Source organism: Nocardia sp. NPDC049526, from assembly GCF_044465765.1.
Lineage (GTDB): Bacteria > Actinomycetota > Actinomycetes > Mycobacteriales > Mycobacteriaceae > Nocardia.
Window position 1 is genome coordinate 599,125 of sequence record NZ_JBITMA010000003.1, and the last position, 22,632, is coordinate 621,756.

Annotated in this window: 19 protein-coding genes; 8 read left to right on the forward strand and 11 right to left on the reverse strand. The window is 65.7% G+C overall.

Going from position 1 to position 22,632, the window contains the following annotated elements; translation table 11 throughout:
* Window positions 1–1,620, forward strand: a complete 1,620-nt coding sequence (locus ACIBW7_RS12275; RefSeq protein ID WP_397046316.1) for an FAD-dependent oxidoreductase — start codon at window positions 1–3, stop codon at window positions 1,618–1,620.
* 156 nt (window positions 1,621–1,776) lie between these two features.
* Here the strand turns inward: ACIBW7_RS12275 and ACIBW7_RS12280 are convergent, their stop codons facing one another.
* Window positions 1,777–2,538 (reverse strand): SDR family NAD(P)-dependent oxidoreductase, encoded by a 762-nt coding sequence (locus ACIBW7_RS12280; protein WP_397046317.1) that lies wholly within the window; start codon window positions 2,536–2,538, stop codon window positions 1,777–1,779.
* A 588-nt stretch (window positions 2,539–3,126) separates the two neighbouring features.
* Here ACIBW7_RS12280 and ACIBW7_RS12285 point away from each other — a divergent pair.
* Both ACIBW7_RS12285 and ACIBW7_RS12290 read left to right on the forward strand, forming a co-directional pair.
* A complete protein-coding gene (locus ACIBW7_RS12285) occupies window positions 3,127–5,259 on the forward strand; it encodes an Hsp70 family protein (protein WP_397046318.1) in 2,133 nt (710 codons plus the stop codon).
* Window positions 5,260–5,830: 571 nt separating this feature from the next.
* Window positions 5,831–6,640, forward strand: coding sequence for an HAD family hydrolase (locus ACIBW7_RS12290; RefSeq protein ID WP_397046557.1), 810 nt, complete (start codon window positions 5,831–5,833; stop codon window positions 6,638–6,640).
* 327 nt (window positions 6,641–6,967) lie between these two features.
* Here the strand turns inward: ACIBW7_RS12290 and ACIBW7_RS12295 are convergent, their stop codons facing one another.
* On the reverse strand, window positions 6,968–7,366 hold the full coding sequence (locus tag ACIBW7_RS12295; protein WP_397046319.1) for a VOC family protein: 399 nt from the start codon (window positions 7,364–7,366) through the stop codon (window positions 6,968–6,970).
* Window positions 7,367–7,455: 89 nt separating this feature from the next.
* On the opposite strand from ACIBW7_RS12295, the gene ACIBW7_RS12300 reads away from it, so the two are divergent.
* Entirely contained in the window at window positions 7,456–8,397 is a 942-nt protein-coding gene (locus tag ACIBW7_RS12300) for a helix-turn-helix transcriptional regulator (RefSeq protein WP_397046320.1), read from the forward strand.
* Between the two features lie 442 nt (window positions 8,398–8,839).
* Here the strand turns inward: ACIBW7_RS12300 and ACIBW7_RS12305 are convergent, their stop codons facing one another.
* The gene (locus ACIBW7_RS12305; protein ID WP_397046321.1) at window positions 8,840–9,526 is read right to left on the reverse strand and encodes an SGNH/GDSL hydrolase family protein; all 687 of its coding nucleotides are present in this window, start codon (window positions 9,524–9,526) and stop codon (window positions 8,840–8,842) included.
* Between the two features lie 8 nt (window positions 9,527–9,534).
* Window positions 9,535–10,950 (reverse strand): MFS transporter, encoded by a 1,416-nt coding sequence (locus tag ACIBW7_RS12310; RefSeq protein WP_397046322.1) that lies wholly within the window; start codon window positions 10,948–10,950, stop codon window positions 9,535–9,537.
* Window positions 10,951–11,055: 105 nt separating this feature from the next.
* Here ACIBW7_RS12310 and ACIBW7_RS12315 point away from each other — a divergent pair, with 105 nt between their 5' ends.
* Window positions 11,056–11,670 (forward strand): TetR/AcrR family transcriptional regulator, encoded by a 615-nt coding sequence (locus ACIBW7_RS12315; RefSeq protein ID WP_397046323.1) that lies wholly within the window; start codon window positions 11,056–11,058, stop codon window positions 11,668–11,670.
* 21 nt (window positions 11,671–11,691) lie between these two features.
* Here the strand turns inward: ACIBW7_RS12315 and ACIBW7_RS12320 are convergent, their stop codons facing one another.
* Genes ACIBW7_RS12320 through ACIBW7_RS12335 form a run of 4 tightly spaced genes read right to left on the reverse strand, consistent with a single transcriptional unit; the run spans window position 11,692 to window position 17,195 of the window.
* Window positions 11,692–13,224, reverse strand: coding sequence for a bifunctional 3-(3-hydroxy-phenyl)propionate/3-hydroxycinnamic acid hydroxylase (locus tag ACIBW7_RS12320; RefSeq protein WP_397046324.1), 1,533 nt, complete (start codon window positions 13,222–13,224; stop codon window positions 11,692–11,694).
* 22 nt (window positions 13,225–13,246) lie between these two features.
* On the reverse strand, window positions 13,247–15,124 hold the full coding sequence (locus ACIBW7_RS12325) for an acyl-CoA synthetase (RefSeq protein WP_397046325.1): 1,878 nt from the start codon (window positions 15,122–15,124) through the stop codon (window positions 13,247–13,249).
* Window positions 15,125–15,126: 2 nt separating this feature from the next.
* Window positions 15,127–16,065 (reverse strand): fumarylacetoacetate hydrolase family protein, encoded by a 939-nt coding sequence (locus ACIBW7_RS12330; RefSeq protein ID WP_397046326.1) that lies wholly within the window; start codon window positions 16,063–16,065, stop codon window positions 15,127–15,129.
* Window positions 16,062–17,195: a VOC family protein gene (locus ACIBW7_RS12335; protein ID WP_397046327.1), complete on the reverse strand. Its 1,134-nt coding sequence runs from the start codon at window positions 17,193–17,195 to the stop codon at window positions 16,062–16,064. The genes ACIBW7_RS12330 and ACIBW7_RS12335 overlap by 4 nt, the downstream gene beginning before the upstream one ends.
* A 126-nt stretch (window positions 17,196–17,321) precedes the next feature.
* Here ACIBW7_RS12335 and ACIBW7_RS12340 point away from each other — a divergent pair, with 126 nt between their 5' ends.
* Entirely contained in the window at window positions 17,322–17,978 is a 657-nt protein-coding gene (locus ACIBW7_RS12340) for a TetR/AcrR family transcriptional regulator (RefSeq protein ID WP_397046328.1), read from the forward strand.
* A gap of 61 nt (window positions 17,979–18,039) precedes the next feature.
* On the opposite strand, the gene ACIBW7_RS12345 is transcribed toward ACIBW7_RS12340, so the two are convergent.
* Genes ACIBW7_RS12345 through ACIBW7_RS12355 form a run of 3 tightly spaced genes read right to left on the reverse strand, consistent with a single transcriptional unit; the run spans window position 18,040 to window position 21,089 of the window.
* Window positions 18,040–19,176: a 2Fe-2S iron-sulfur cluster-binding protein gene (locus ACIBW7_RS12345; RefSeq protein ID WP_397046329.1), complete on the reverse strand. Its 1,137-nt coding sequence runs from the start codon at window positions 19,174–19,176 to the stop codon at window positions 18,040–18,042.
* Window positions 19,177–19,188: 12 nt separating this feature from the next.
* Window positions 19,189–20,676 (reverse strand): phytoene desaturase family protein, encoded by a 1,488-nt coding sequence (locus tag ACIBW7_RS12350; protein WP_397046330.1) that lies wholly within the window; start codon window positions 20,674–20,676, stop codon window positions 19,189–19,191.
* The gene (locus tag ACIBW7_RS12355) at window positions 20,673–21,089 is read right to left on the reverse strand and encodes a nuclear transport factor 2 family protein (RefSeq protein ID WP_397046331.1); all 417 of its coding nucleotides are present in this window, start codon (window positions 21,087–21,089) and stop codon (window positions 20,673–20,675) included. Before ACIBW7_RS12355 ends, ACIBW7_RS12350 begins: the two co-directional genes overlap by 4 nt.
* A 124-nt stretch (window positions 21,090–21,213) precedes the next feature.
* Between ACIBW7_RS12355 and ACIBW7_RS12360 the strand changes: the two genes are divergently transcribed.
* Together ACIBW7_RS12360 and ACIBW7_RS12365 are read left to right on the forward strand one after the other, a co-directional pair.
* Window positions 21,214–21,813 carry a PadR family transcriptional regulator gene (locus ACIBW7_RS12360; RefSeq protein ID WP_397046332.1) on the forward strand — a complete coding sequence of 200 codons (600 nt, stop codon included), beginning with the start codon at window positions 21,214–21,216 and terminating at the stop codon, window positions 21,811–21,813.
* A 92-nt stretch (window positions 21,814–21,905) separates the two neighbouring features.
* A complete protein-coding gene (locus ACIBW7_RS12365; protein WP_397046333.1) occupies window positions 21,906–22,622 on the forward strand; it encodes a PP2C family protein-serine/threonine phosphatase in 717 nt (238 codons plus the stop codon).
* Window positions 22,623–22,632: the final 10 nt, after the last annotated feature.

The following is a 22,632-nucleotide window of genomic DNA, read 5'->3' on the forward strand; positions in this document are numbered from 1 at the left end:
GTGCCGTACGTCGTCACGCAGTCCTGCTGTAGCGACGCGTCCTGCGTCTACGCCTGCCCGGTCAACTGCATCCATCCCACGCCGGACGAACCCGATTTTCGGACGGCGGAGATGCTGTATGTCGACCCGCAGGCATGCGTGGACTGCGGCGCGTGTGCGAGTGCGTGCCCGGTCGATGCCATCACGTCATCGAAGAAGCTGACCGACGAGCAGAAGCCGTTCATCGAGATCAATGCCGACTTCTATCGGCAGCAGCGGCTGCGGCCGCTGCTGGCGCAGCCGGTGCCCGCGGCCGAGATCCGCACCGAGCGTCAGCCGCTGCGGGTGGCGATCATCGGATCCGGGCCCTCGGCCATGTACGCGGCCGATGAACTGCTGACCCAGCCCGATGTCACTGTGACGGTCTTCGACCGGCTTCCGGTACCGCATGGACTCGCCAGGTACGGCGTCGCGCCGGACCATGTCAAGACCCGGCAGGTCAACAAGCTCTTCGATATCATCTCGGCGCAGCCTGGTTTCGAGTCGTACCTGAATATCGAAGTGGGCAAACATATTTCGCATGCGGAGCTGCTCGCGCACTTCCATGCGGTGATCTATGCGGTCGGTGCGTCCTCGGATCGTAAGCTGGACATTCCTGGAGAAGGGTTGGCGGGCAATGTATCTGCCACCGACTTCGTCGCCTGGTACAACGGGCATCCGGATCACGCCGGGCGCACCTTCGATCTGTCGCAGCGCCGGGCCGTCATCGTCGGCAATGGCAATGTGGCCCTGGATGTGGCGCGCATTCTTGCTTGCGATCCGGAAGCGTTGGCGGGCACCGATATCGCACCCCGTGCGCTGAAGGCCTTACGGGAGAGCAAGATCGAGGAAGTGGTGGTGCTCGGTCGGCGCGGTCCGGCCGAATCCGCTTTCACCGTACCGGAATTCGTCGGGCTGCTCGGCGCGGATGTCGATATCGCCATCGAGGGCGAATTGCCCGCGGTGACCGGCGAACTGCCGTATCAGGTCGAGCAGAAGCTACGGCTGCTGCGCTCCGTAGCGACTGGTTTCAGGTCGCTGGACGGGGGCAGCGTGGCCCAGCAGCCCTTCGGTGCGCGCAAGCGGATCGTCTTCCGTTATCTGGCCGCGCCGACCGCGATTCTGGGCGCCGACCAGGTGACCGGGATCGAGCTGAGCCGCAACGAACTCGTCACCGACCCGGATGGTCGCGTCCGTGCGGTGGCGACGGGGGAGACCGAGCGGTTGGATACCGGGCTGGTGCTCACCTCGGTGGGTTATCGCGGTGTTGCCCTACCGGGCTTGCCATTCGACGAGCAGGCCGCCGTGATCCCGAATCTGAACGGCCGCGTGCTGGAACAGTCCGGTGGTGCGGTGCTGTCCGGAACGTATGTCACCGGCTGGATCAAGCGTGGTCCCACCGGATTCATCGGAACCAACAAATCCTGCGCGCAGGAGACGGTTCGGCAATTGGCCGATGATTTCAACGCCGGTCGGTTACGTGAACCGGCAGGTAAGGCGGCGGATTTCGATCGCCTGGTGCACCGCCGTCGGCCCTCGGTGCTGGCCCGCCGAAGCGCGGTGCGAACCGGTATCGTGCGCCGCCTGCTCGCCCGCGCCTGAGCGGCGCAAGCGCGCCCATGTCTTATTCGTGCTGTGTAACGGTTTTCGCCTCCCGCCGACATGGTGTGTGCGCGGTAGGGTCCGTGACGACGGTCGGCACCTCGGCGCACGGCGACGCGATGAGGGCGAATGCCGGGCCGAGGTGCCGATTGGCGACTATTTGGCGGTGAACCCACCGTCGATCGCGAGGGCCGCGCCGGTGATGAAGCTGGCCTCATCGCTCAGCAGGTAGGCGCAGAACGACGCGATCTCCTCCGGCTTGCTGATCCGGCCGAGCGGATGCAGTGCGGCGATCGCCGCTTCCCCCTCGGGCGTCGCGCCCATCGAGTTGCGGAAAGCGGGCGTATCGACGGCGCCGGAGACCAGCGCGTTGACGCGAACACCCTGTTCAGCGGTCTCCAGCGCCACCGCGCGGGTCAGCCCGACGACGCCGTGCTTGGCCGCCACATACGGTGCCACCGAACCCATGCCGACGACACCGAGATTCGAGGCGTTGTTGAGGATCGCGCCGCCGCCCGAGGCGACAATCGCCGGAACCTGGTGGCGCAGACCGTAGAACACGCTGGTCAGATTGAGTTCGAGATCGGCACGCCATCCCGCCTCGTCGATCTGCTCGATCGGGCCGAAGGCACTGACGGCGCCCGCATTGTTGAATGCCGCGTCCAGACGACCGTATTCGGTGAGGGCCGCCTGCGTCAGCCGGGCGACCTCGTCCTCGATGGTGACATCGGTCGGCACGAAGATCGCCCGGCCACCCGCCGCGCGGATATCGGCCGCGACCTGCTCGCCCGCGTCTTTGCCACGTGCGCCGAGCACCACCGCCGCGCCCTCGGTCGCCGCCCGCAGGGCGACCGCCTTGCCGACACCCGAGCTGGCCCCGGTGATGAGCATGACCTTGTCCGCGAAACGTGTCGACATCGTCTTCGAATTCCCTTCTCGTTCTTGTGATTTCATGAGCGATGAGGTGGCGCGGGAACTCGGTTCGTCCGAGCGCTTGCTCATCGCTGAATCCAGTCAAGCGGTCGGGGAGTGGTGCTGCTGGCGTAAATCAGCCGTGGCGTTTGACGCGTCATATTCCGATGATCGGGACGCCCGTACTATGAAATCTCCAGCGCTGGCAACAATTTGGTTACCGACCAGTCGGTGTGTGTTGTCGCTTCTGGGTGGTTCTGTTCAGTATGGCGGATCTGGGCTCGATTCGAGTTACTGTGCGGTAGCGGAATCTGGCTTACCGCAGTGGAATCGGGCTTTCGGTCGCGAAACGCCGGACGTCCAGGGGTCTGAATGAATCTTTCTCATGCGATCTAGCTGGGAGTTTGAAACAGAGTCAACGGAAGCCAAACGTTTCATATCAATTCGACATCCGAATCGATCCAGCAGCAGCTAACCTGTGGGTGCTGTTTGGGAAGCGACCGCGGCCACATGGATCTCCTGTGTGATGGACGTGGTCTCGGTGCGTTGACGGGATAGCGAATGACTACAGGTCTGGGTTTCAGCATCGGTTCAGTGAACTCCGTATCCGCCATGGTGACCGGCGAGCGACCGTTGTCGTCGGTGCGGACGCGCCGCACGGCAGTGACCTTCGACAGTGCGGGTGGCATCCGAATCGGGGGGATCCCCCAATTCGACATGGCGGTAACGGATTTCGCCGATCTGGCGCGCGATCCGGAGTCGGTCGTCGTGGGTGGTCGGCTCTGGTCACCAGCGAACCTGGTCGCCGCCGTGGTGAACGGCTTACTCGAATCCTTCCCGCCGACCGCGGGAGCCGTGGCCACCTATCCCGCATGCTATTCCGATAAGCAGCTGTCGCTGCTGCGGCAGGCATTGAATCTGGCCGGTGCCGCGGATGTGCTGCTCATACCCGAACCCGTCGCGGCCGCGGAGTGGCTCGAACAGGAACGCGGACCGATGGAGCCCGGCTTCGTGCTGGTGTACGACCTCGGCGGGGCCAGTCTCGATGTGTCGATGGTGCGGGTCGGACCGGACTGGGACGATCACCCGATCGTCGGAAAGTCCGTGCGTTCATATGATTTCGGTGGTCGGCCGCTCGGTTCGATGATCGCGCGGTATGCCCGGGTCGCCGAACCCGGCGACAACGGGTCGATGCTGCAGATGACCTCGATTGTCGATATCACGAGTATGCGTGCCCAGCACATCCGGGATTCCCTCGATGTGGTCCACGAATGTGTGGAATCGACGGGAAGGTGCCTGTCCGATATCAGCTGCATTCTGCTGGTCGGTGGCGCCACCCGTCCCGTCGAGGTCGCGCGCATCCTTGCCGAACTCGGCCGACCGGTGGTGATGTCGAGCGATCCGGGGCAGACCGTCGCCGCCGGCGCCGCCGGCTATGCGGCCCGCAGCTTCGCACCGCTGTCGACCGGTGGCCGGCATCGAGCGCCGAAGGTCGCCGTATTCTCCAGTGCCGCAGTGGCTTCCGCGGTGGCGGTATCGGCCGTCACGGTATTCGGCGGCCCGAACATTTCGCAGATGCCGTCCCTGGTGGATGCCTTGCCGGGTAGCTTCCCGATAGACAACCTGCTGCTCGAGCCCGATGTCGAAGCGCTCGCGGCGGCCGGTTCCGCGGCGGTTGGCTGGGCGACCACGACGGCGGGCTTCGGCTATTCCGGTCGGCCGGCCTACGGGATCGCTCCCGTCGCCCATACGACGACGCCGATCGGACCGACAATCGGCCCGTCCGTGGCCGAGGCGCACGGCGGCAGACACAGCGAACCACGCGGTGGGACAGGACATTCCGATGGCGTCACCTACGCCAACCCCGCCCAGTTCCTGAACCCGCTGCCATTCATCCAAAGGCCGCGGACGATCCCCGCCGTGCCCAACCAGCCTCCCGCTGGTACGCCCATCCCGGGCGTCGGCCTTCCGGGTTCGGTTCCCGCCCCGGCTGATTCGACTCCCACCGTTCCGGCTGGCACCACGACCACCCCGGGTCCCGCGACCCCGGCGACCGGCGGCACCTCGACGGGCGCTGGTGTGCCGGGTACGACTACGGGCGAAGCATCCACCGGGACTGTGACATCGGGCGCAACCGCCTCGGGTGGCAGCACGGGTGATGCGTCCGGCGGTACGACTTCGGGCACCAGTGGTTCGACATCGGGGAATTCCACCAGCGGCGGTTCGTCGGGCAGTACCTCGGGCGGCTCGACAAGCACTGGTGCTTACGGTGGTTCGACCGACGGCAGCACCTCGGGTGGTTCTGCGGATGGTGGCGCATCGGGCGGATCCACGAGCGGTGGTGGATCGGGCTCTACGGGTGGCGATTCGTCGGGAGGCTCGACGAGTGGTGGTTCCACGAGTGGCGGTACTTCGGGTGGCTCCGCGAGTGGTGGCGCCTCGGGAGGTTCCACGAATGGCGGTACTTCGGGTGGCTCCGCGAGTGGTGGCGCCTCGGGAGGTTCCACGAATGGCGGTACTTCGGGAGGTTCTACGAGCGGTGGTACCTCGGGTGGTTCGACGGGCGGTGGCACGGTTGGCGGTTCGACCGGAAGCCCCTCTTCCGGCGGTAAGTTCTCCGGCGGAACCAATTCCGGCGGCGGCACCAGCTCTGGTGGCACATCCTCCGGTGGTATTTCCTCGCACGGTTCGGGTGGCTTCGGCGGCGGCGGCGGTGCCCGCAGATAGTCCGCGGTAGGACTCCCCGGGCGACTCGCAGCGCCTCGCCGGCACGGAGGTTCGCGGCGGACCGTGGGATTCGCACTCCTAGCGCTGTGCGGATTGCCGTCGGAGTTGACGTGACATTCGCGATCCGCCGATATCCGGCGTGGCTGCGCGTTCGGGACCATTTCGAGATGAAGTGCTGCTGTGCGCGGTCGGCATCACTGCTTTCGCTGCACTGGTGCAGGTGGCACTTCGTGCCGAGATCCGCTGGGGGATCAGTGGTTGGCGGCTCTGGTGGGCGGGCGATGGGTCAGGGGTGGAGACCGCACTATAGCGACGGGCAGCGTCTGCGAATAGTCACTGCAGCATCGGCGGCTGGGTGAAAGTCGCTGGTCCGCATGGCTGTTGGTTACGAGGCGGACTGCCATGCCCGGGCAGAGATCCGCCACCGTTTGTCAGAATTCGCACTTCGTCTGGGCGCTCATGAGGGGCGCGGACTACGTGAAGTAGTGCGGCTGTTCGTTTCGCTGGTCTGTTAGCGAGTGATAGGTACATTCGGACCGGTCGAATTTCGATGACGCCGAGTGCCATAGCGATGCACAATGGGTTGGTGGTACACGGGGGACCTCAGCTTATTGCGCTGGATGTCGATGGAACGTTGCTGCAGACGGGATCGCCGGTCAGTGAACGGGTGATCGATGCTGTGCGGGCGGCGGTGGCGGCGGGGGCGCATGTTGTTGTGACGACCGGGCGGACGTTGATGACGACGCGGCCGGTACTGCAGGAGCTCGGGCTTATCGATGGACATGCGTTGTGTTCCAACGGCGCGGTGCACATCGATGTGGCGAGGGGGGAGCCGGTGGCGGTGCAGACCTTCGATCCGGGGCCCGCGGTCGTCGCCTTGCGCGCTCTGTTTCCGGAGATGATCTTCGCGGTGGAGAAGGTCGGCATCGGCACCTGGGCCACGGGGGCCAGTCCGGGCGAATTCTCTGTCGGCGAATACGTTCTCGTCGATGACGGCGCGTTGAGCAGCGAGCCGACCCCGCGACTGAACGGCTGGTGGCCCGACGGTTCCCTGGAAGAGATGCTGCGCCTGCTCACCCAACTGCGGGTGCCGGGGGCGAGCTGGGTGCACGGCGAATTCGGCCCGTGGCTTACCGTTTCGCGCCGTGGCGTCTCCAAGGGTTGGGCATTGGAGCGACTGCGCACCGCACTGTGCGTTCCCCGTGCCGCCACCCTCGCCATCGGCGACGGCTACAACGACCGCGAAATGCTGCACTGGGCAGGACATTCCGTAGCAATGGCGAACGCACCGAACGAAGTCCGCAACTGGGCGGACGAAGTCGCCGACGATGTCGCCGACGACGGCGTCGCCAAAATCCTGGAGCGCTGGTTCGGTCACTGAGCTGAACCGATGATCACCATGCGTCGGTGGTGCCAAACACCCGAGAGCGCCTCGCCACCAACGCATTCTCGGGGCAGGGAATGCTTCGGGTGGCGGCCGAAGGGGCGGACGGAACCCTGCGAGTACCCGTTCCGCCAAAATCCTGGAGCGCTGGTTCGGTCACTGAGCTGGACCGATGATCACCATGCGTCGGTGGCGGTAAACAAGCGAGAGAGCCCCTCCACCAACGCATTCTCGGGAAGGCAAGCCACTTGCGACGGCATGGAGGGAGTGGGCATACCCGGGAGTGGACTCGCCACCGACGCGCTCTCGGGCTAGGTGTGCGCTTTAGGTGCGGCCGAGGATTTCCAGGTAATGGGGGTTCTGCATGATGCCGAGGACGTTGCCGAAGGGGTCCACTACCGAGGCGGTGATGAAATCTCCGTCGCCGCGCGGCGTGATCGGCTCGTATTCCTCGGCACCGAGGGCCACAAGTCGGTCGAAACTCGCCTGTACATCGTCGACATGCCAGTTCAGGATGGCGCCGCCGGGGGCGTTCTGTGCGCCTGCGGGGGCGAATTTGCGATTGATGATCCCCAGTTCGTGCTGGTAGTCGCCGATGCGGAATTCGTAGTATCCACCGGGCACCGTGTAGTACGGCTCGAGGCCGAGCACCTCGGTGTACCAGTCCTTCGCGGCCTCGAGGTCGTCGGCATAGAACGAAACGGTGGCTATTCCTCGCAACATCTTTGTCTCCTCTGATCGTGGTCTGTGTGATCCATGATTCCGCTTGAAGTGCTCACCGAATGAGCACTTTTAGCGGCAGAATTGTGCTCATGCGAGCAGACCGATTGGTGGCGACCCTGTTACTGATGCAAACCCGCGGACGGGTGACGGCTTCCGAGATCGCCGCCGAACTCGAGGTGTCGGTCGCCACCGCGCGCCGCGACCTGGAGGCGCTCTCGGCCGCAGGAGTTCCGGTCTATCCGCAGCCGGGTCGGGGCGGCGGCTGGTCGCTGGTCGGCGGCGCGCGCACGGATCTAAGTGGCCTCACCGAACCGGAGGCTCGCGCGCTGTTCCTGTTGGCGGGCCCGTCCGCGAGCGCGGTGCCCGAGGTGAAATCGGCGCTGCGCAAGCTGGTACGCGCGCTCCCACAGACCTTCCGCACCGATGCGGAGGCCGCGGCCGACGCGGTCGTGATCGATCCCGCGCGCTGGGGTGAGCACGATCAGACCCGGCCGCAGCTCGTCGAATTGCTGCAGCGCGCGGTAGTCCGGCGTCGCAAAGTGCAGCTGACATATGAGCGGGTGGGGGAGCGCACCCGGCGGGTCGTCGACCCGTGGGGCCTGGTCGACAAGGACGCCATCTGGTATCTCATCGCAGGCACCGACCGTGGCAGGCGCACTTTCCGCGTCGATCGCATCGTCGAAGCCACGATTGCCGACGAAATCGCCCACCGTCCTGCGGATTTCGATCTATCCACTGCCTGGGCGGAGGTGGTCGGCGAGGTCGAACAACGTCGCGCTGCCACATCCGCCACCGCACTCATTGCGCCGCGACTACTTCCGGTCCTGCGCAAGCAGCAGGGGCGACACTGTGAGGTGGATGGTCCCGCGGCCGACGGACGCGTTCAGGTCCGCATCTCCGCACCGACACCGCGCATGATCGCCCAGCAATTGGCGGGCTGGGGTGCCGAAATCGAGGTGCTGGCACCGCAATCGGTGCAGGCGGAGTTGGCCGAACTCGGTGCCGAGCTCGTCGATCGATACGGTGAATGACCGCACGGCAAACCGAATCTTGCACATCGATTCGTGCACCGCGAATGATTGTGATTCGTGCTTCTTGATGGCCGAAATCACTTGTGGCACACAAGTTTGCCATCGCATAATCGATCGGCAATAGATAGGTCCGGCCGGGTTTGTCAAGGACCGGCCAGTCTGTTCGACCGACGTTCGAGTTGTCGGGGTCGGGGATTCATCGTCATGGCGGTATCAGCGCCGCGCTCTCCGCCGCGCGGTGGGGCACGTTATCGGTCTGTTGGTCGGGGCCACTGCTTCGGAGGTGTGCCGCAGGTGCTGCCCTGATCCGCATTCACTAGGAGATTCGGCGTTTGCGAAGGCCGATCAGGTATCCGGCTCGGCGGTTGCAAACGCCGGGGAAAAGACCACCGGGCCGCGTCCGAGCGACAAGCTCCGACCGCAGCCCGGTGCCCGGTTTCGATCAATGCGCGGGTTCAGGCAGCAGTCCGTGCAGTGCGCGCACCATTTCGGTCGCCACCACCGCATGCCCGCTCATCGTGAAGTGAATGAGATCGGCGCTCATCACATCCGGCCGCAGCCGCAGCGGATGGTCCCATAACTCCACCAGCACAGCGTCGTAACGAGTGGCCAACTCGCGGGTGATGTCGTTGAGCGCCGCCATTCGGTCCCGCATCGGACGCATCGGCGCCATCCGTTCCGCCTCCCACACATCGGCGAGGGTGAAGGTGCTCATTTGCGCCCCGCTGCGGGCAAGCGTGCCGAAGATCGCGTCGAGATTCGTGCGCAATTCGTCGAGATTGCCGCCGGGAGTGAACAGATCGTTTCCGCCGCAGCTGATATGCACCAGGTCCGGTGCGAATTCGAGCACCCGCGGCAGCTGATCGGCGCGTACCTGCGCGGACGTCGCGCCGATCCGGCCGGTATTCAGATATGCCAGAGCGGGATTCGCCGCCGTCAATACCGCGGCGACGCGATCTGCCCATCCGGCGGTGTCGTACCCGGGACTCGGATCGCCGACGCCATGGGCGATCGAATCCCCGAGCACCGCATAGCGCTGCCAGCGCGCGTCGGCGAGCAGTTCGAGTGCGGCGGTGTTCGACAACAGCATCGGGTCGTTGGCTTCGGTACGAATATCGTTGTGCGTCAAGGTGACTCCTAGCTCTGCGTCGGAACGGCAGCAGGGATGCGCGCCGGAATCGCGATAACCAGTGCGGATGCGATGCCGATGCCCGCGCAAACGGCGAACAGCGTGTGGAAGGCGGCCAGCGCATCGTCGGCATTGGCGGCGAAGACCGCGGCCAGCACCGCGACACCGAGCGCACCGCCCACCTGCCTGGCGGTCAGATTCATCCCGATTCCGGCCGCGAAGCGTTGCGGCGGAAGTGAACTCGCGGCGGCGGTGCCGAGCACTGTGACGACGATCCCGACGCCACCGCCACCGAACAGCCCGGCCGGTACCCACGCGGACCAGAGAGCCGGTGTCGGCCCGAAGGCGTCGGTGCTCATCCACACATTGGTTCCGGTGTACATCAGCGCCCCGAGAACACCGAGCAGGCGCCGCGTGCTCGCCGCCGTGACGCGACCGGCAACCGTCGCGGTCACCATCGAGGACACCGCGCCCACCGTCAATGCCGCGGCCGAGCCGAGCACCGAATACTGCCAGATCGCATCCAGGAACAGCGGTCCGGCGAGCAACCAGGCGAACATGGTCGCACCGAAGACGAACGAGGCGGCATTGGCCAGTGCGTACGGCCTGCTCTGCCACAATTCGACCGCGATGGCCGGATTGTGGTGGCGCACAGAGCGAATCAGCGCGGCGACGATCAGCAGTGCGCCGACGCCGAGTGCAGCGAGTGTGCCGGGGGCGCTCCAGCCCCAGCGCTGCCCCTCGGTCACCCCGGCCACCACGCCGCCGAGTCCAAGGGCGATGGCGATAGTCCCGATAGGGTCTGGCAGCGCGCTGCCGGGCTGACGGATATCGGGCACGGGAATGCGCAGCCCGGGCGCGATCAGCGCGATCGCCACCGGGATATTGATGACGAATACCGCCCGCCAGCCGAACGTCTCGACCAGCGCGCCGCCGATCGCCGGGCCGACCACGGCGGCGAAACCGCCTGCGGCCGACCAAGCTCCGATGGCCGCACCGATCTTCTCGCGCGGCGTCACGGTGAGGACGAGTCCGAGTGCGGACGGCACCATCAGCGCCGCCGTCGCACCTTGCAGCAGGCGCCCGGCAATGAGCCAACCTGCGGTGGGTGCGAGGCCGCACAGCAGGGAAGTCACGGCGAAACCGACCAGTGCGATCAGGAACAGCCGGCGCCGTCCGAGGGTGTCGGCGAAGCGTCCTGCCGGGGTGAGCAGTGCCGCGAATGCGATGGCATATCCACTGACGACCCAGGTCAGCGTGGTTGTCGCGGTACCGGGAAAGTCGCGGGCGATCGAGGGAAACGCGATATTGACGACGGACAGGTCCAGGAAGGCGATGAAGGCTGCGCCACAGGCGATGACGAGCGTGCGCACTGCGGCGTTCGAGGTCGGCGGACTGTCGGTCCGCTCGGACACTTCGGTCATGAGGGAGATCCTTCGGTGAGGCGAAATCTAAACGTACGACCGTTCGTGCAATAAACGTACGACCGTACGTTCGTATTTGCAACCCGGAAGTGGAAGAATGGCCTCATGGCCGAGTCGACAACTACCGCGCAGGGCACCGATCAGCGCCTCGCCAAAGGCGCCCGCTCCCGAGCCTCGATCGCCAGACATGCCGCCGACGTGGCCTCCATCGAAGGGTTGACCGGCCTGAGCATCGGCCGTCTCGCGACCGATCTCGGCATCAGCAAAAGCGGCATAGCCACTTTGTTCGGTACCAAGGAAGCGCTGCAGGTCGCCGCGGTGAAGGCGGCCCGCGAAGCCTTCGTCGAACGAGTGATCGCGCCGAGTCTCAGCCAACCGCGCGGCCTACCGCGCCTGCGCACCATCATGGATCGCTGGTTCGACCACATCGTCGACTCGACATTTCCAGGCGGCTGCTTCCGCGTGGCCACCATCGCCGAATTCGACAGCAAGCCCGGCCCGGTCCGCGATGCCATCGCCGAGGATCACAGCGAATGGCTCGACTTCTTGGCCAAGCAGATTCGGCACGCGCAGGAACAGGGCGATCTCACCGGCCGCGACGCCGATACCATGGCTTTCGAACTCGATGCGGTGATCAGCGCGGCCAATACCGCCCAGCAGATGGGTGATGATCGCGGTGTCGCCACCGCGCACACCATCGTGAACGGGCTGCTGGGCTGAGATCCTCTTACCGGTGCGTGCTCACGCGTCGGGACTCGGTACGCGTGATGAATCACCCGGAGCGGGTGCCTTGAATCGCGGCAAGTCGGCGACGAGATCGGACAACTGGCGGCTGGTTCGCTGCACTGTACCGTCGGGACGGACGAGGGCACCGCGTCCGCGCCCGAGCCAGTGCCGCAGGGCGCCCCGAGCGATGACTATGACGCCGCCGCGCTGTTCGATCTCGCGGCGCTGTGCCGGTGTCGGTTGGACAGCGGTGACGATCGCGAAACGGCCCGCCGCGATATCGTCGAAGCGACGGCCGTCGAGAAGTGCGTTCGGGACCAGTTTGCCCGCCAGGCCTCGGTAAAAGCGATGCGCCACAACAAGTTCGGATCGGTGCAGCGGCGGCGTCTGTCCGTTGGTGACCAGTTCGGCGAAGCCGGGCAGGTGGTGCAACCGCGGCGCGATGAGGCGGCGCAGCAGATTTCCGAACTCACCGCCGTCGGTCATCGCCCGTCCAATCAACTTTGCGAGCCGGATCATGGCGTGCGCGTGCGGTTTTCGTTCGATTTCGTAGGTATCCAGGACGCTCGCAGGCAGGCCCTCGGCGAGGACGCCCGCGAGCTTCCAGGCCAGGTTGGTCGCATCGCGTAGCCCAGCGCCCATGCCCTGGCCGATGAACGGTGGGGTCAGGTGGGCGGCATCGCCGAGTATGAACATCCGGCCGGAACGCCAGCGGTCGGCGAGTTGAGCGCGGAAGGTGTATTCGGCGACGCGCACGAGCCGGAGTTCCTCGGATGGAGTGTTGCCGGTCCACGGCGCGATCAGTGGCTGCAAGCTCGTCGAATCGCTGTAGCCAGCGGTGGTTTCGCCGGGGCGGAGCCGGAATTCCCAGCGGTAGCGAGTCGCTCCGATTCGCATGTAGGTCGCGGCTCGAATCGGGTCGCAAACCTGGTGCACCCCTTCCCATTCCCCGAAGTCGGCAGCGGTATCCAGATCGACGACGAGCCAGCGCTGTGCGAAGTTCAGATCGCGCATCGTGGCTCCGATCGCGGAGCGGACCACACTGTTGGCGCCGTCGCAGCCCAGCACATATCCGGCCAGGACCGACTCGGCGGCACCGGTAGTGCGATCGATGAAATCGATACGCACACAGTCGTTTTCCTGCGCAACGCGGACGACCTCGGCATTGCCGCGGAGGGTGATGCAAGAATACCGCCGCACATTTGCGCGCAGGATTGCCTCGAGCTCCGGTTGGTCGAATAGGTTCGCCTCCGGGTAGCCATTGGCGCCGCCCGCCGGATCGCGATCGAATTGGGCGAGTACCCGCATATCGGGGTCGATCAATCGCAGGCCCAGCGCCGGACGCGAGATCGCCTCGAAGTCGTCTCCGACGCCGAGACGTGCAAGTATCCGGCGGATTTCGCCGTCGAGATGTACTGCCCGGGGCTGCGGATATATGCCGTCCCAGCGTTCCAGCACCAGGGTTTCGATGCCGTATTGGGCCAGCAGTGTCGCCGCGGTGAGGCCCGAGGGGCCCGCACCGACGATCACCACCGGAACCGAGTTCATCGACTCGCTCCGATCACCAGATTCATCGCCGGACCACGGCTTTCCAGCGGATCGCATACCGGCCGAGGATTGCGGTGGCGGCACCGTCGGAGGCGGGGTCCAGTTCGACGGTCGCGACGATCGCCCCGTCGTCTACTGCCGCCGTGACGCTGTGCACTCCGGCGACCTGCTCGAGTGCGTCCTGCAGCTCACGTCGAGTCGCATCGGCGCGCAGCCCGAGCTTGTAGGGTTTGCCGACATCGGTAACCGGCAATGCATCCAGGACCACAACGGATTTCGGCACGGCCGCTCGCTCGGGCACCCGTTCGCTCGCCCACGTGAGCAGTTCCGACTCGGTGACATCGGCGTCGGCTCCGAGCGTGACATAGGCGACGGGTACTTCACCGGCGTGGACATCGGGGCGTCCGACGGCACCGGCCGCGGTCACCTGTGGATGTGACAGCAGTGCGTCCTCGATCAGCGCCGGGTCGATATTGTGCCCGCCACGGATGATGAGATCCTTGGCGCGGCCGTGCAGATGGATGAAGCCGTCCGCATCGATGTGCGCGAGGTCGCCGGTATCGAGCCAGCCGTCGATCATGGTGCCGAGCCCGTCGAGAAGGTGGCCCTGCTCATTGCGGCCCGTCACATAACCTGCGAAAACCGTTGGACCACTGATCTCCAGCACGCCGATCTCACCGTCGGCCAGCGGCTCCCGGCTGCCCGCGCGCACCACCCGCACCTGCTGGTAGGGCATCCGCTGCCCGACCGCACCCGGTCGCGGCCGGTCCGGATAGCTGCGGGCGGTCGCGCAGGTCGCCTCGGTGAGTCCATAGCCTTCGACCAGGGTCACACCGGTATGCGTCTGGAAGTTCGCCCGCACCGCGGACGGCAGCGGTGAAGCGCCGACCATCGCGTAGCGCAGACTGCTGATATCGGCGTCGACGGCGCACTGCGCCAGTACGGCATATACGGTTGGGACCGCGCTCATCGCGGCAATGCCATAGTGCGCCACGATCTTCCAGAATTCGCCGTACAGCGCGAGATCGCGGTAGCCGAGCGGACCGGCCCAGACCACCGGCTGCCCCTTGAACAGCGGCGCGAGCAGCGTCACCACCAGGGCATTGACATGGAACAACGGGAGTGCGGCGAAGATCGTCGCATCCGCGTCGAGCAGGGAGTTGGCGGCGATCATCCACGCGTTGGCGATCTCGCCGGAATGGGTGTGCGCGGCCAGTTTCGGCACGCCGGTGGTGCCTCCGGTGTGGAATAGCGCGGCCAGATCGCCGGATGCCGGGAGCTGTCCGGCGAATATGGTCGAATCGTCCTCGGCGGCAAGCTCATTCAGATAGCCGATATGCACACCGTCGAGCACGGGCAGTGGGTGCGGCTCGGCGGCGCCGGTGGGGCGCAGCACGAGTACGGCGTCGAGCAGCCCGTCGCTCGCCAGCGCGAGTGCGGATTCCCATGTGTCGATGGCAAGTTCGGGACCGGCCGCGATCAGCACTCTGGCACCGGAGCGGCGCAGCAGTTCCGCGATATGCCGACCGGACATCGCGCCATTGATGGGTGCGGCGATACCGGCCAGCTGCGCGGCGAGCGTCGCGGGGATCAACTCCGCGCAGTTGGGCGCCATCAGTGCGACCGCGTCGTCGCGTCGGACGCCGAGCCGGTGCAGCAGATTCGCACAGCGGTGCACCTCGGATAGGAGTTCGGAGTAACTGCGCTGCAGAGGTTCTCGCCATCGCGCGGCCTCCGGCAATACGGTGAGCGCATTTCGATCGGGCCAGAGTTCGGTGGCCCGGACCAGCAATGCGTAGGTCGATTCCGGTAGACCACGCTCGGCCAGCGGCAGAGATTCGATCTCGGCCAGGTCGCCGGGGCCCGAGTAGCGCGGCCACAGCAGATCCGTTGTCGTCATGTTCACCGCGCGTACCGCACGACCGTACGCTGGCGACCCAGATCGATCGCGCCGTCATCGGTGGCCACCGTGGCCTCGATGATGTCGCCGTCGCGCAGATACTTCGGGTTCTTGGCCTGCCCTTTGAAGAACAGCTTCCACTTCGTCGCCGCCGGGAGCAGCGAGGCGATGAACGCGACCGGTTTCGGCGGGGCGCTGATCGCGGTGCCGATCGGGGTACCGGTGAGCAGCAGATCACCCGCGTCGAGTCGCTGGAATCGGGTCAGCGCCTGCAGCGTCTCCGCGGGGGCGTAGATCATATCGGCGACCGTCATATCCTGGCGCACTTCACCATTGACCCACAGCCGCAACCGGAGGTCGGTGAACCGCTTCAACTCGTCGGCATCCAGCAGCACCAGCGCCGGACCCACCGGTGTGAAGGTCGGATACGACTTCGCCTCGTAGAACTGGGTTTTCGGCAATTGCACATCGCGCGCCGAAACATCATTGGTGACGACGAGTCCGGCGACGTACTCGGCGAGATTATCGGCGGTGATCGCGGTTCCGACCGGCATCTCCTTACCGAAGACCAGTCCGATCTCCACCTCGTAGTCCAGCAGCTGCACATGCGCGGGCCGGATGACATCGTCGAGCGGTCCGCTGATCGAACCGGAGGATTTGCGGAAGAACGTCAAGGGCACGGTCTCGGGGTCACCGCCTGAATCCCGCACGTGGGACGCGAAATTCGTCATCTGCGCGACCACCCGGCACGGTGCGGTCACCGGTGACACCAGCGCAAGGCTCTCGACGGGGACGATCTCGGTACTCGACGCGGCCGCCGCCAGCGCCGCCCGGTCCGCGAGCAACTGACCGGTGGTGGTCGCCGCGGTATCCACCCGCGCGGCCCCGGTCGGCGTCGATACCCACCAGGCATCGGCGGTACGAAGAACGGAAATACTCATGAGTTGGCAACTTTCAGTAGACCGCGCAGGCGGCGTAGGTCGAATTCGTTGTCCGCACGCAGCGCGTCGAATATGCCGCGCAATTCGCGAACCGATTCCCGGCCGGGTTTGAGGCCGAGGAAGTCCTTGGTGGCGGGCGGTCCCCACTGGGCCAGCCCGGATGCGGTCATCGGCGCCCAGCCGGGCTCCAGCGTGCTGTCGAACATGTCGCCATCGCTGAAGTGCTCGACCAAGAACCCGTCCGGATCGCGCCAGTAGTCGAAGATCTGACTGCCCTTGATATGCCTGCCGATGCCCCATGACCGCTGGTAACCGTGGTCGAGCAGATATTCACCGCCCGCGGCCAGGGCATCGAGGTCGGCGACCTGATAGGCGGAGTGCATATACCGGTTGACCGGGCCGAGCGACAGCGCCAGCGTGTGGTGGTCGGCGGGGGCGCGGCCGCGGTCGCAACGGATGAAGCTCATGACCGGGCCGCGGTCTCGTTGACCCGAGTAGTAATGGAAATCGCTGACGATCAGGCCCAGGTGTTTCAGATACCAGTCGAGCGTCTCCCGATAGCGGGTCGTCTGGACCACCACATGCCCGAGCCGCTGCACCTGCGCCGGTTCCCGCGGCGGGCGCTGGGTCCGGTTCATGCGCGGGATTTCGTGGCCGAAATTGAGGGTGTGCGGCTGCTGGGCGGGCAGGGCGGCGAGCACATGCGTATCGGCGACCACTCGCACCCGCAAGCCGCTCGGGTCGGATAGGTCGACGGAGAAACCGCCGATACTCTCCGGCAGCGGCGTCGGCTCGGGTCCGGTGGCCTGCGCGAGCCGGAGCAGATCCGTGGATGCTGCCGCCTGGAATGCGGGGCCGATGAACCTCGACCGCGAACCCCGGCGAATGACCACACACGGTGCGCCCGGGTCTGTGCCACGCAGCTGCAATTCGTCGGCGGTGCGCAGCACGGTCGTGAAACCGAAAGCGCAAGCGAAGATTTCGGCAGCCGCCAGGTCGGGCTTCTCGAACTCCAGCCACGCCAGATCGTGCACCTTGATGATCGGATTCCGGGCCCGTCCGGGATGCTCACCCGCCTCGGCGCCGAACTCGCTGTGCAGATCCGCGTGCGGGTCGTGCTGGTCGATCATCGGCCTCTCCCTTCAGGTAACTGAATATATCGTCACTTACGAGGGTGTATTCAGTCAAGATATTCTGAGGAATTCGTCATTACTGACTCGACAGGTTAGGATGTCGAGATGGACCAGGGAGAGGTGATGAGCGAGCAAACCGGTGCCGAACCCAATCGCTTGGAGCGGCGCAAAGCACGTACCCGGGCAGCGCTGGTCAGCGCGGCCCAGTCCTTCCTCGCCGCCGGGAAACCGAATGTGCCGATCCTGGAGATCACCCAGGCCGCCGATGTCGGGATGGGATCGTTCTACAACCACTTCGAAAGTCGTGAGGATTTGTTCCGCGCCGCGATCGAGGAGGCGCTCGATCGGCACGGCTCAACCCTCGACGTGCTGACCGAGGGCATGGACGATCCCGCGCATATCTTCGCGCAGAGCTTCCGGTTGACCGGTCGTCTGCACCGCAGAAATCCCACGTTGAGCAAGGTGCTGCTCAATCACGGTCTGGCCCTTGTCAGCTCCACGAAAGGCCTCGCGCCCCGCGCACGCCGCGATATCGATGCCGCGGTGCGCGCGGGACGGTTCCAGGTCCGCGATGTGGAACTGGCGATGACCATCGTCGCCGGCGCCTCGCTATGCCTCGGTCAGCTCCTGCACGACAACCCCGAACGCGACGACGCCGCGGCCGCGGACGAGGTCACCGAGGATCTGCTGCGCATGTTCGGCATTCCGCCGGACGAGGCCCGCGAGATCTGCGAGCGACCGCTGCCGCCGATTGGCGCGTTGCCGGACACCGCCGCCTGATCTCACGACGCGGCGTGACCACTGAAGCCGCGTCAGAGGGCGGATTCGGGGAGGGTCATGTTCACAGATCGATCTCCACATCGCTGATCGGGTAGGCCACGCAGGAGTGGGTGTAGCCGAACTGCTCGTCGGACAGCCGCAATTTCGCTTCTTCGGCGGTGTGCACTTCGCCTTTGACGATCCGTACCCGGCACAGGCTGCACTCACCGGAGCGGCATGCCGCCTCGGGCCGAATACCGTTGTCCTCCAATGCATCCAGCAGTGGACGGTTGCGCGGTGTACGGAAGCTGATGCCGCCGACGGTGACGGTCACCTTCTCGGCGGGATCCACGTCGGCGGGCCAATGGGGTTGGGCGGCAGGGTCGCTTGGGGCGCCATTGGCTTCGAAGCGGATTCGCTTGCGCGGCTGGCCGAGTGCGCGGAGCTGTCCGAGCGCGTACGGGTAGAGCGCTTGCGGGCCGCAGACGTAGACCATGCGGCCGTCGAGTTCGCCGGTCAGTGTGCGGAGGGTGTCGGCGGTGAGGAATCCGGTTGGCCCGGTCCAGTCGGTGTCGGGCTCGGTGATGACGTGGTCGACGACGACACCGGGATATCGGGTGGCGAGTGCGTCGAGTTCGGCGCGGAAGATGATGTCGTCGGCAGAGCGGGAGCCGTAGACGAGGTGGAATGTGCGGTCCAGATCGCGGTCGACGATCTCGCGGAGCATGCTCATCGCCGGGGCGACACCGGAACCACCCGCGAGGAATACCAGGTCGTCGCCGTGGAAGAGCGGGTTGTGGTGGAAGGTGCCCATCGGCCCGGTCGTGGTGAGGACTTGCCCGACCTGCACCGTTTCGATGAGCAGATTGCTGATGCGTCCGCCGGTGACGCGTCGCACGGTCAGGTCGTAGTGGTCCAGCGTGGTGGGGCTCGAGGAGATGGCGTACGGGCGGCTGGTGCCGTCGACGAAGACATTGACGTACTGTCCCGCCAGGAACGGCGGCAGCTCGAGTTGGTCGACACCCTCGAGCCGGAAGGTCTTCGTGGTCGCGGTCTCGTCGACGATCTCGCTGACGATAAGCCGCAACCGCTGGGGGTGGTAGGCGTCGATGGTGGCGCGGGTTTCGCCGGGGTGGTCGCGGGTGTCGGGGATGCGCGAATCGATTTCGACGAAGATCTGCGCCGCGCCCTCGAAGCGGTCTGCGAGAGGATGTTTCATGATGTGCTCCGTTCAAGCGGACTTGGCGCGCAGCAGGCGGCGCGCGACGCGTGCGCCGGCTTCGAGGGTGGGCTGGAATCCGCCGATGCCTGCCCACGAACCGGCCAGATGCAGTCCAGGAAGGTGGGTTTCGCGTTCGCTGTTGCGGAACAACCAGTTCTCGGTGGCGTCCTGGTCGTAGCCGTAGATCGTGCCGCCGGGATGGCCGAGGTAGCGCATCATGGTCAACGGCGTTGCGACATCGACCTCTTCGATGGCATCCCGGATGCCGGGGGTGATGGTCTCGCACAGGTCGAGCAGCGTTTGGGCATAGGCGAACTTGGTGCGCGCGTATTCCGACGGAGCCACATTGCGCCAGATATCGCCGTACTGCAGGGTCATCAGGCTGACATGGGTGGAGCCGCTGGGCGCGAATCCGATCGGCGCGACATCGTAAGAGCTGACGCAGATTCCGCGCGCGGGCTGGAAGGAACGCCACGCGTTGTAGGTGCGGTCGTCGTCGGTGTCCATATTGACGAAGGTTGTGCTGGTGGTGAACCCGAGTTCGGCCGGGGTGGCGTCCAGGCCCATGTGCAACACGAATCCGGATACGCCGATTCGCCTGGTGGCCAGATCATCTCGTACCGCGGCAGGCAGGTCGATGCCTTCGAGCATTCCGTACGTGGTCGGCAGCGAGGCGTTGGAAACCACGTCGGGTGCGGTGACCTCGGTGCCGTCATCGAGCCGGACGCCCGATATCCGGCCCGCATCGGTGCGGATGGCTTCGACCGCGGTGTTGAACCGCGCCTCACCGCCCGCCTGCAGGAAGGCGTCGAGGATGGCGGTGGACATGGCTTGCGAGCCGCCGCGCAGATGCCAAGGCTTGAATTCGAAGTAGGCGAACAAGGTCAGCGCCAGATCCTGGAATCGCAGCTTCGACGGCGGCTGCCCGAGATAGGTCCAGTACATGCCGAGGGCGACCTTGATCCGGTCGTCGTCGAAGAACTCGTCGAGCACCGCCTTCAGCGGCCGCAGCCCGTATTCGAACAGCACCGGATCGATCTGCTCGACCGGCATCCCGCGCATGGCGGCGATCTGCCAGAACGTCACCTGTTTCACCAGTTCGAAGAACTTCGCCGTGCGGTCGCGGCTGCCGGGGAACTCGGCTTCGACAGCGTCGATCGCGGCGTCCCAGTCGGCGGGCAGCGTGAGGTCGAGTTGTCCGGGAATCACCGCACGGTACAGGTCGTGCTCCTGTACGAATTCCAGCTTGTCGACGATGCCCAGCTGCTGGAACAGTCCCTCCCGCAACGACATCGGCTGCCCTTCGACGCCCACGCCCGAAAGTTGGTGCAGCGCAACCTCGAATTCGAAACGTCCACGGCGGAACGAAGTTCCGCAGCCGCCCGGAACGTTGTGCCGCTCCAGCAACAGGGTTCGCGCACCCGCGCGCTGCAAGGTGGCCGCGGCAGTCAGCCCGGCATTGCCGGCGCCGATGACGATGGCGTCGTAATCGGTCACGCCTGCGCCGCCTCGCGCTGAATCTGCTCGGTGGCCTCGGCCTTGATCTGCTCGAACTGTTCGCCCATCCGCGCGGCCAACGCCTGCGCGGCCGAGAGCGGACGCACCATCACCATGAAGTCGTCGATCTTGCCGTGTTCGTCGAAATGCAGGAAGTCGCAGCCGGTGAGCTGCTTGCCGTCGACGGTGGCCTCGAAGACGAAGGCGTGGTCGCGGCCATTCGCGTCGGCGATTTCGCGTACGTAGCGGAAGTTCTCGAATACGCGGATCACCCCGCGCAGGATGGCCGCGGTGATCGCCTTGCCCGGATACGGCTTGAACGCGACGGGGCTGGTGAACACCACGTCGTCGGCCAGCAGCGCCTCGATTGCGGCCTCGTCGCGGGCCTCCACGGCTGCACGGAAGGGATGCATCACTCCACCTCTCATGGTCAATTATTTGCCTATCCACTCCGAACATTATCCCTGCGTGCGCCAAAGTGTCCATAGTTCAGTAGACAAGAATTTGTATAATCATCGAGACTGGTAACCTGGGCGAGTGGCGTTACGTGACGCGGTGCTGGCCGCTCTGCTGGAAGGGGAGGCGTCCGGATATGACCTGGCCAAAGGCTTCGACGCCTCGGTCGCCAACTTCTGGATGGCCACGCCCCAGCAGTTGTACAAGGAACTCGAGCGGATGGCCGCCGAGGGCCTGATCGAGACCCGGGTCGTGCAGCAGGAACGTCGTCCGAACAAGCGTTTGCACGCCATCACGGCAGCCGGTCGGGCCGCGCTGCGCGCATTCATCGCCGAGCCCGCCAAACCGACCGCCGTCCGCGACGAATTGATGGTCAAGGTGCAGGGCATGGACGCCGACGATGCGCCGGCCGTGCGCGCCGCGGTGGCCGAGAAGCTGGACTGGTCCAAGGCGAAACTGGCCCGCTACGAACGCTTGCGCGCCCGGCTGCTCGACGGGCGCAGCGAGCAGGCGTATCTGGCCGAGGCCGAGCGCATCGGTCCCTACCTGACCTTGCTGCGCGGAATCTCCTTCGAGCAGGAGAACATTCGCTGGGGGGAGTTCGCACTGGCTGCCATCGACCGGCGCATCGCTTCGGGATCCGCGACCGCGGCCGATCCGGACCCGATCATCCCGCGGTGAGGGTCGCCGGACCATATTCGGCGAGTGCGTTCCAGGACTTCCCACGAGGCTGATGCGGCCTCCGCGATGGCGCGGTGTGCCAGAATTCGCGGGTGCGCAGTCCCGTGATCGACGTTGCGGTGGGCAGCGATATCGGCAGACGCTATTCGGCGAATTTCGATGTCACCTATCTCCGTGAGCAGCCGTTGCTAGCGCTGGTGGCCGATGGCATGGGAGATGGGCCGGGTAGCGCGGCGGCGGGGCGGACCGCGGTCGATATCTTCGTCGACCACGTCACGGATGCGGTGGAACTCGGGCCCGAGGCGCTGCGTGCCGCGGTGGCGGCGGCGCATGCTCGGGTGAGTCGGATCGGTCGGGAATTGCGGACTTTGGCCGGATGCACACTGACCGCCATGATCGCCGCGCCCCAGGGCTGCTGGCTCGTGCAGATCGGTGACTCCCGGGTGTACCGGCTGCGCGCCGGGCTGCTCGAACTGCTGACGACCGACCATACGATGGCGTGGCTCGGCGCTGTGCACGGTTGGTATCCGTTCGATTCGCCGCAGGCCGCGGCGGCGCGGTATCAGCTGACCCGCTACATCGGACACGGTGACGCGCCGGAACCGGATGTGCTGAGCGTGACGATGCAATCCGGCGACAGGTACCTGCTGTGCACCGACGGTGTATCCGAGCAGGTCGGCTATGACGACCTGCGGAACTGGTTGAGCCGTGGCGTCGATCCGCAGTCCGTTGTCGTCAGGCTTTTGGCTGCCGCCGATCGGGCGGGTGGAAACGATAACGCGACGGCTATCGTCGCCTACGTCGACTGAATTGCGTGGG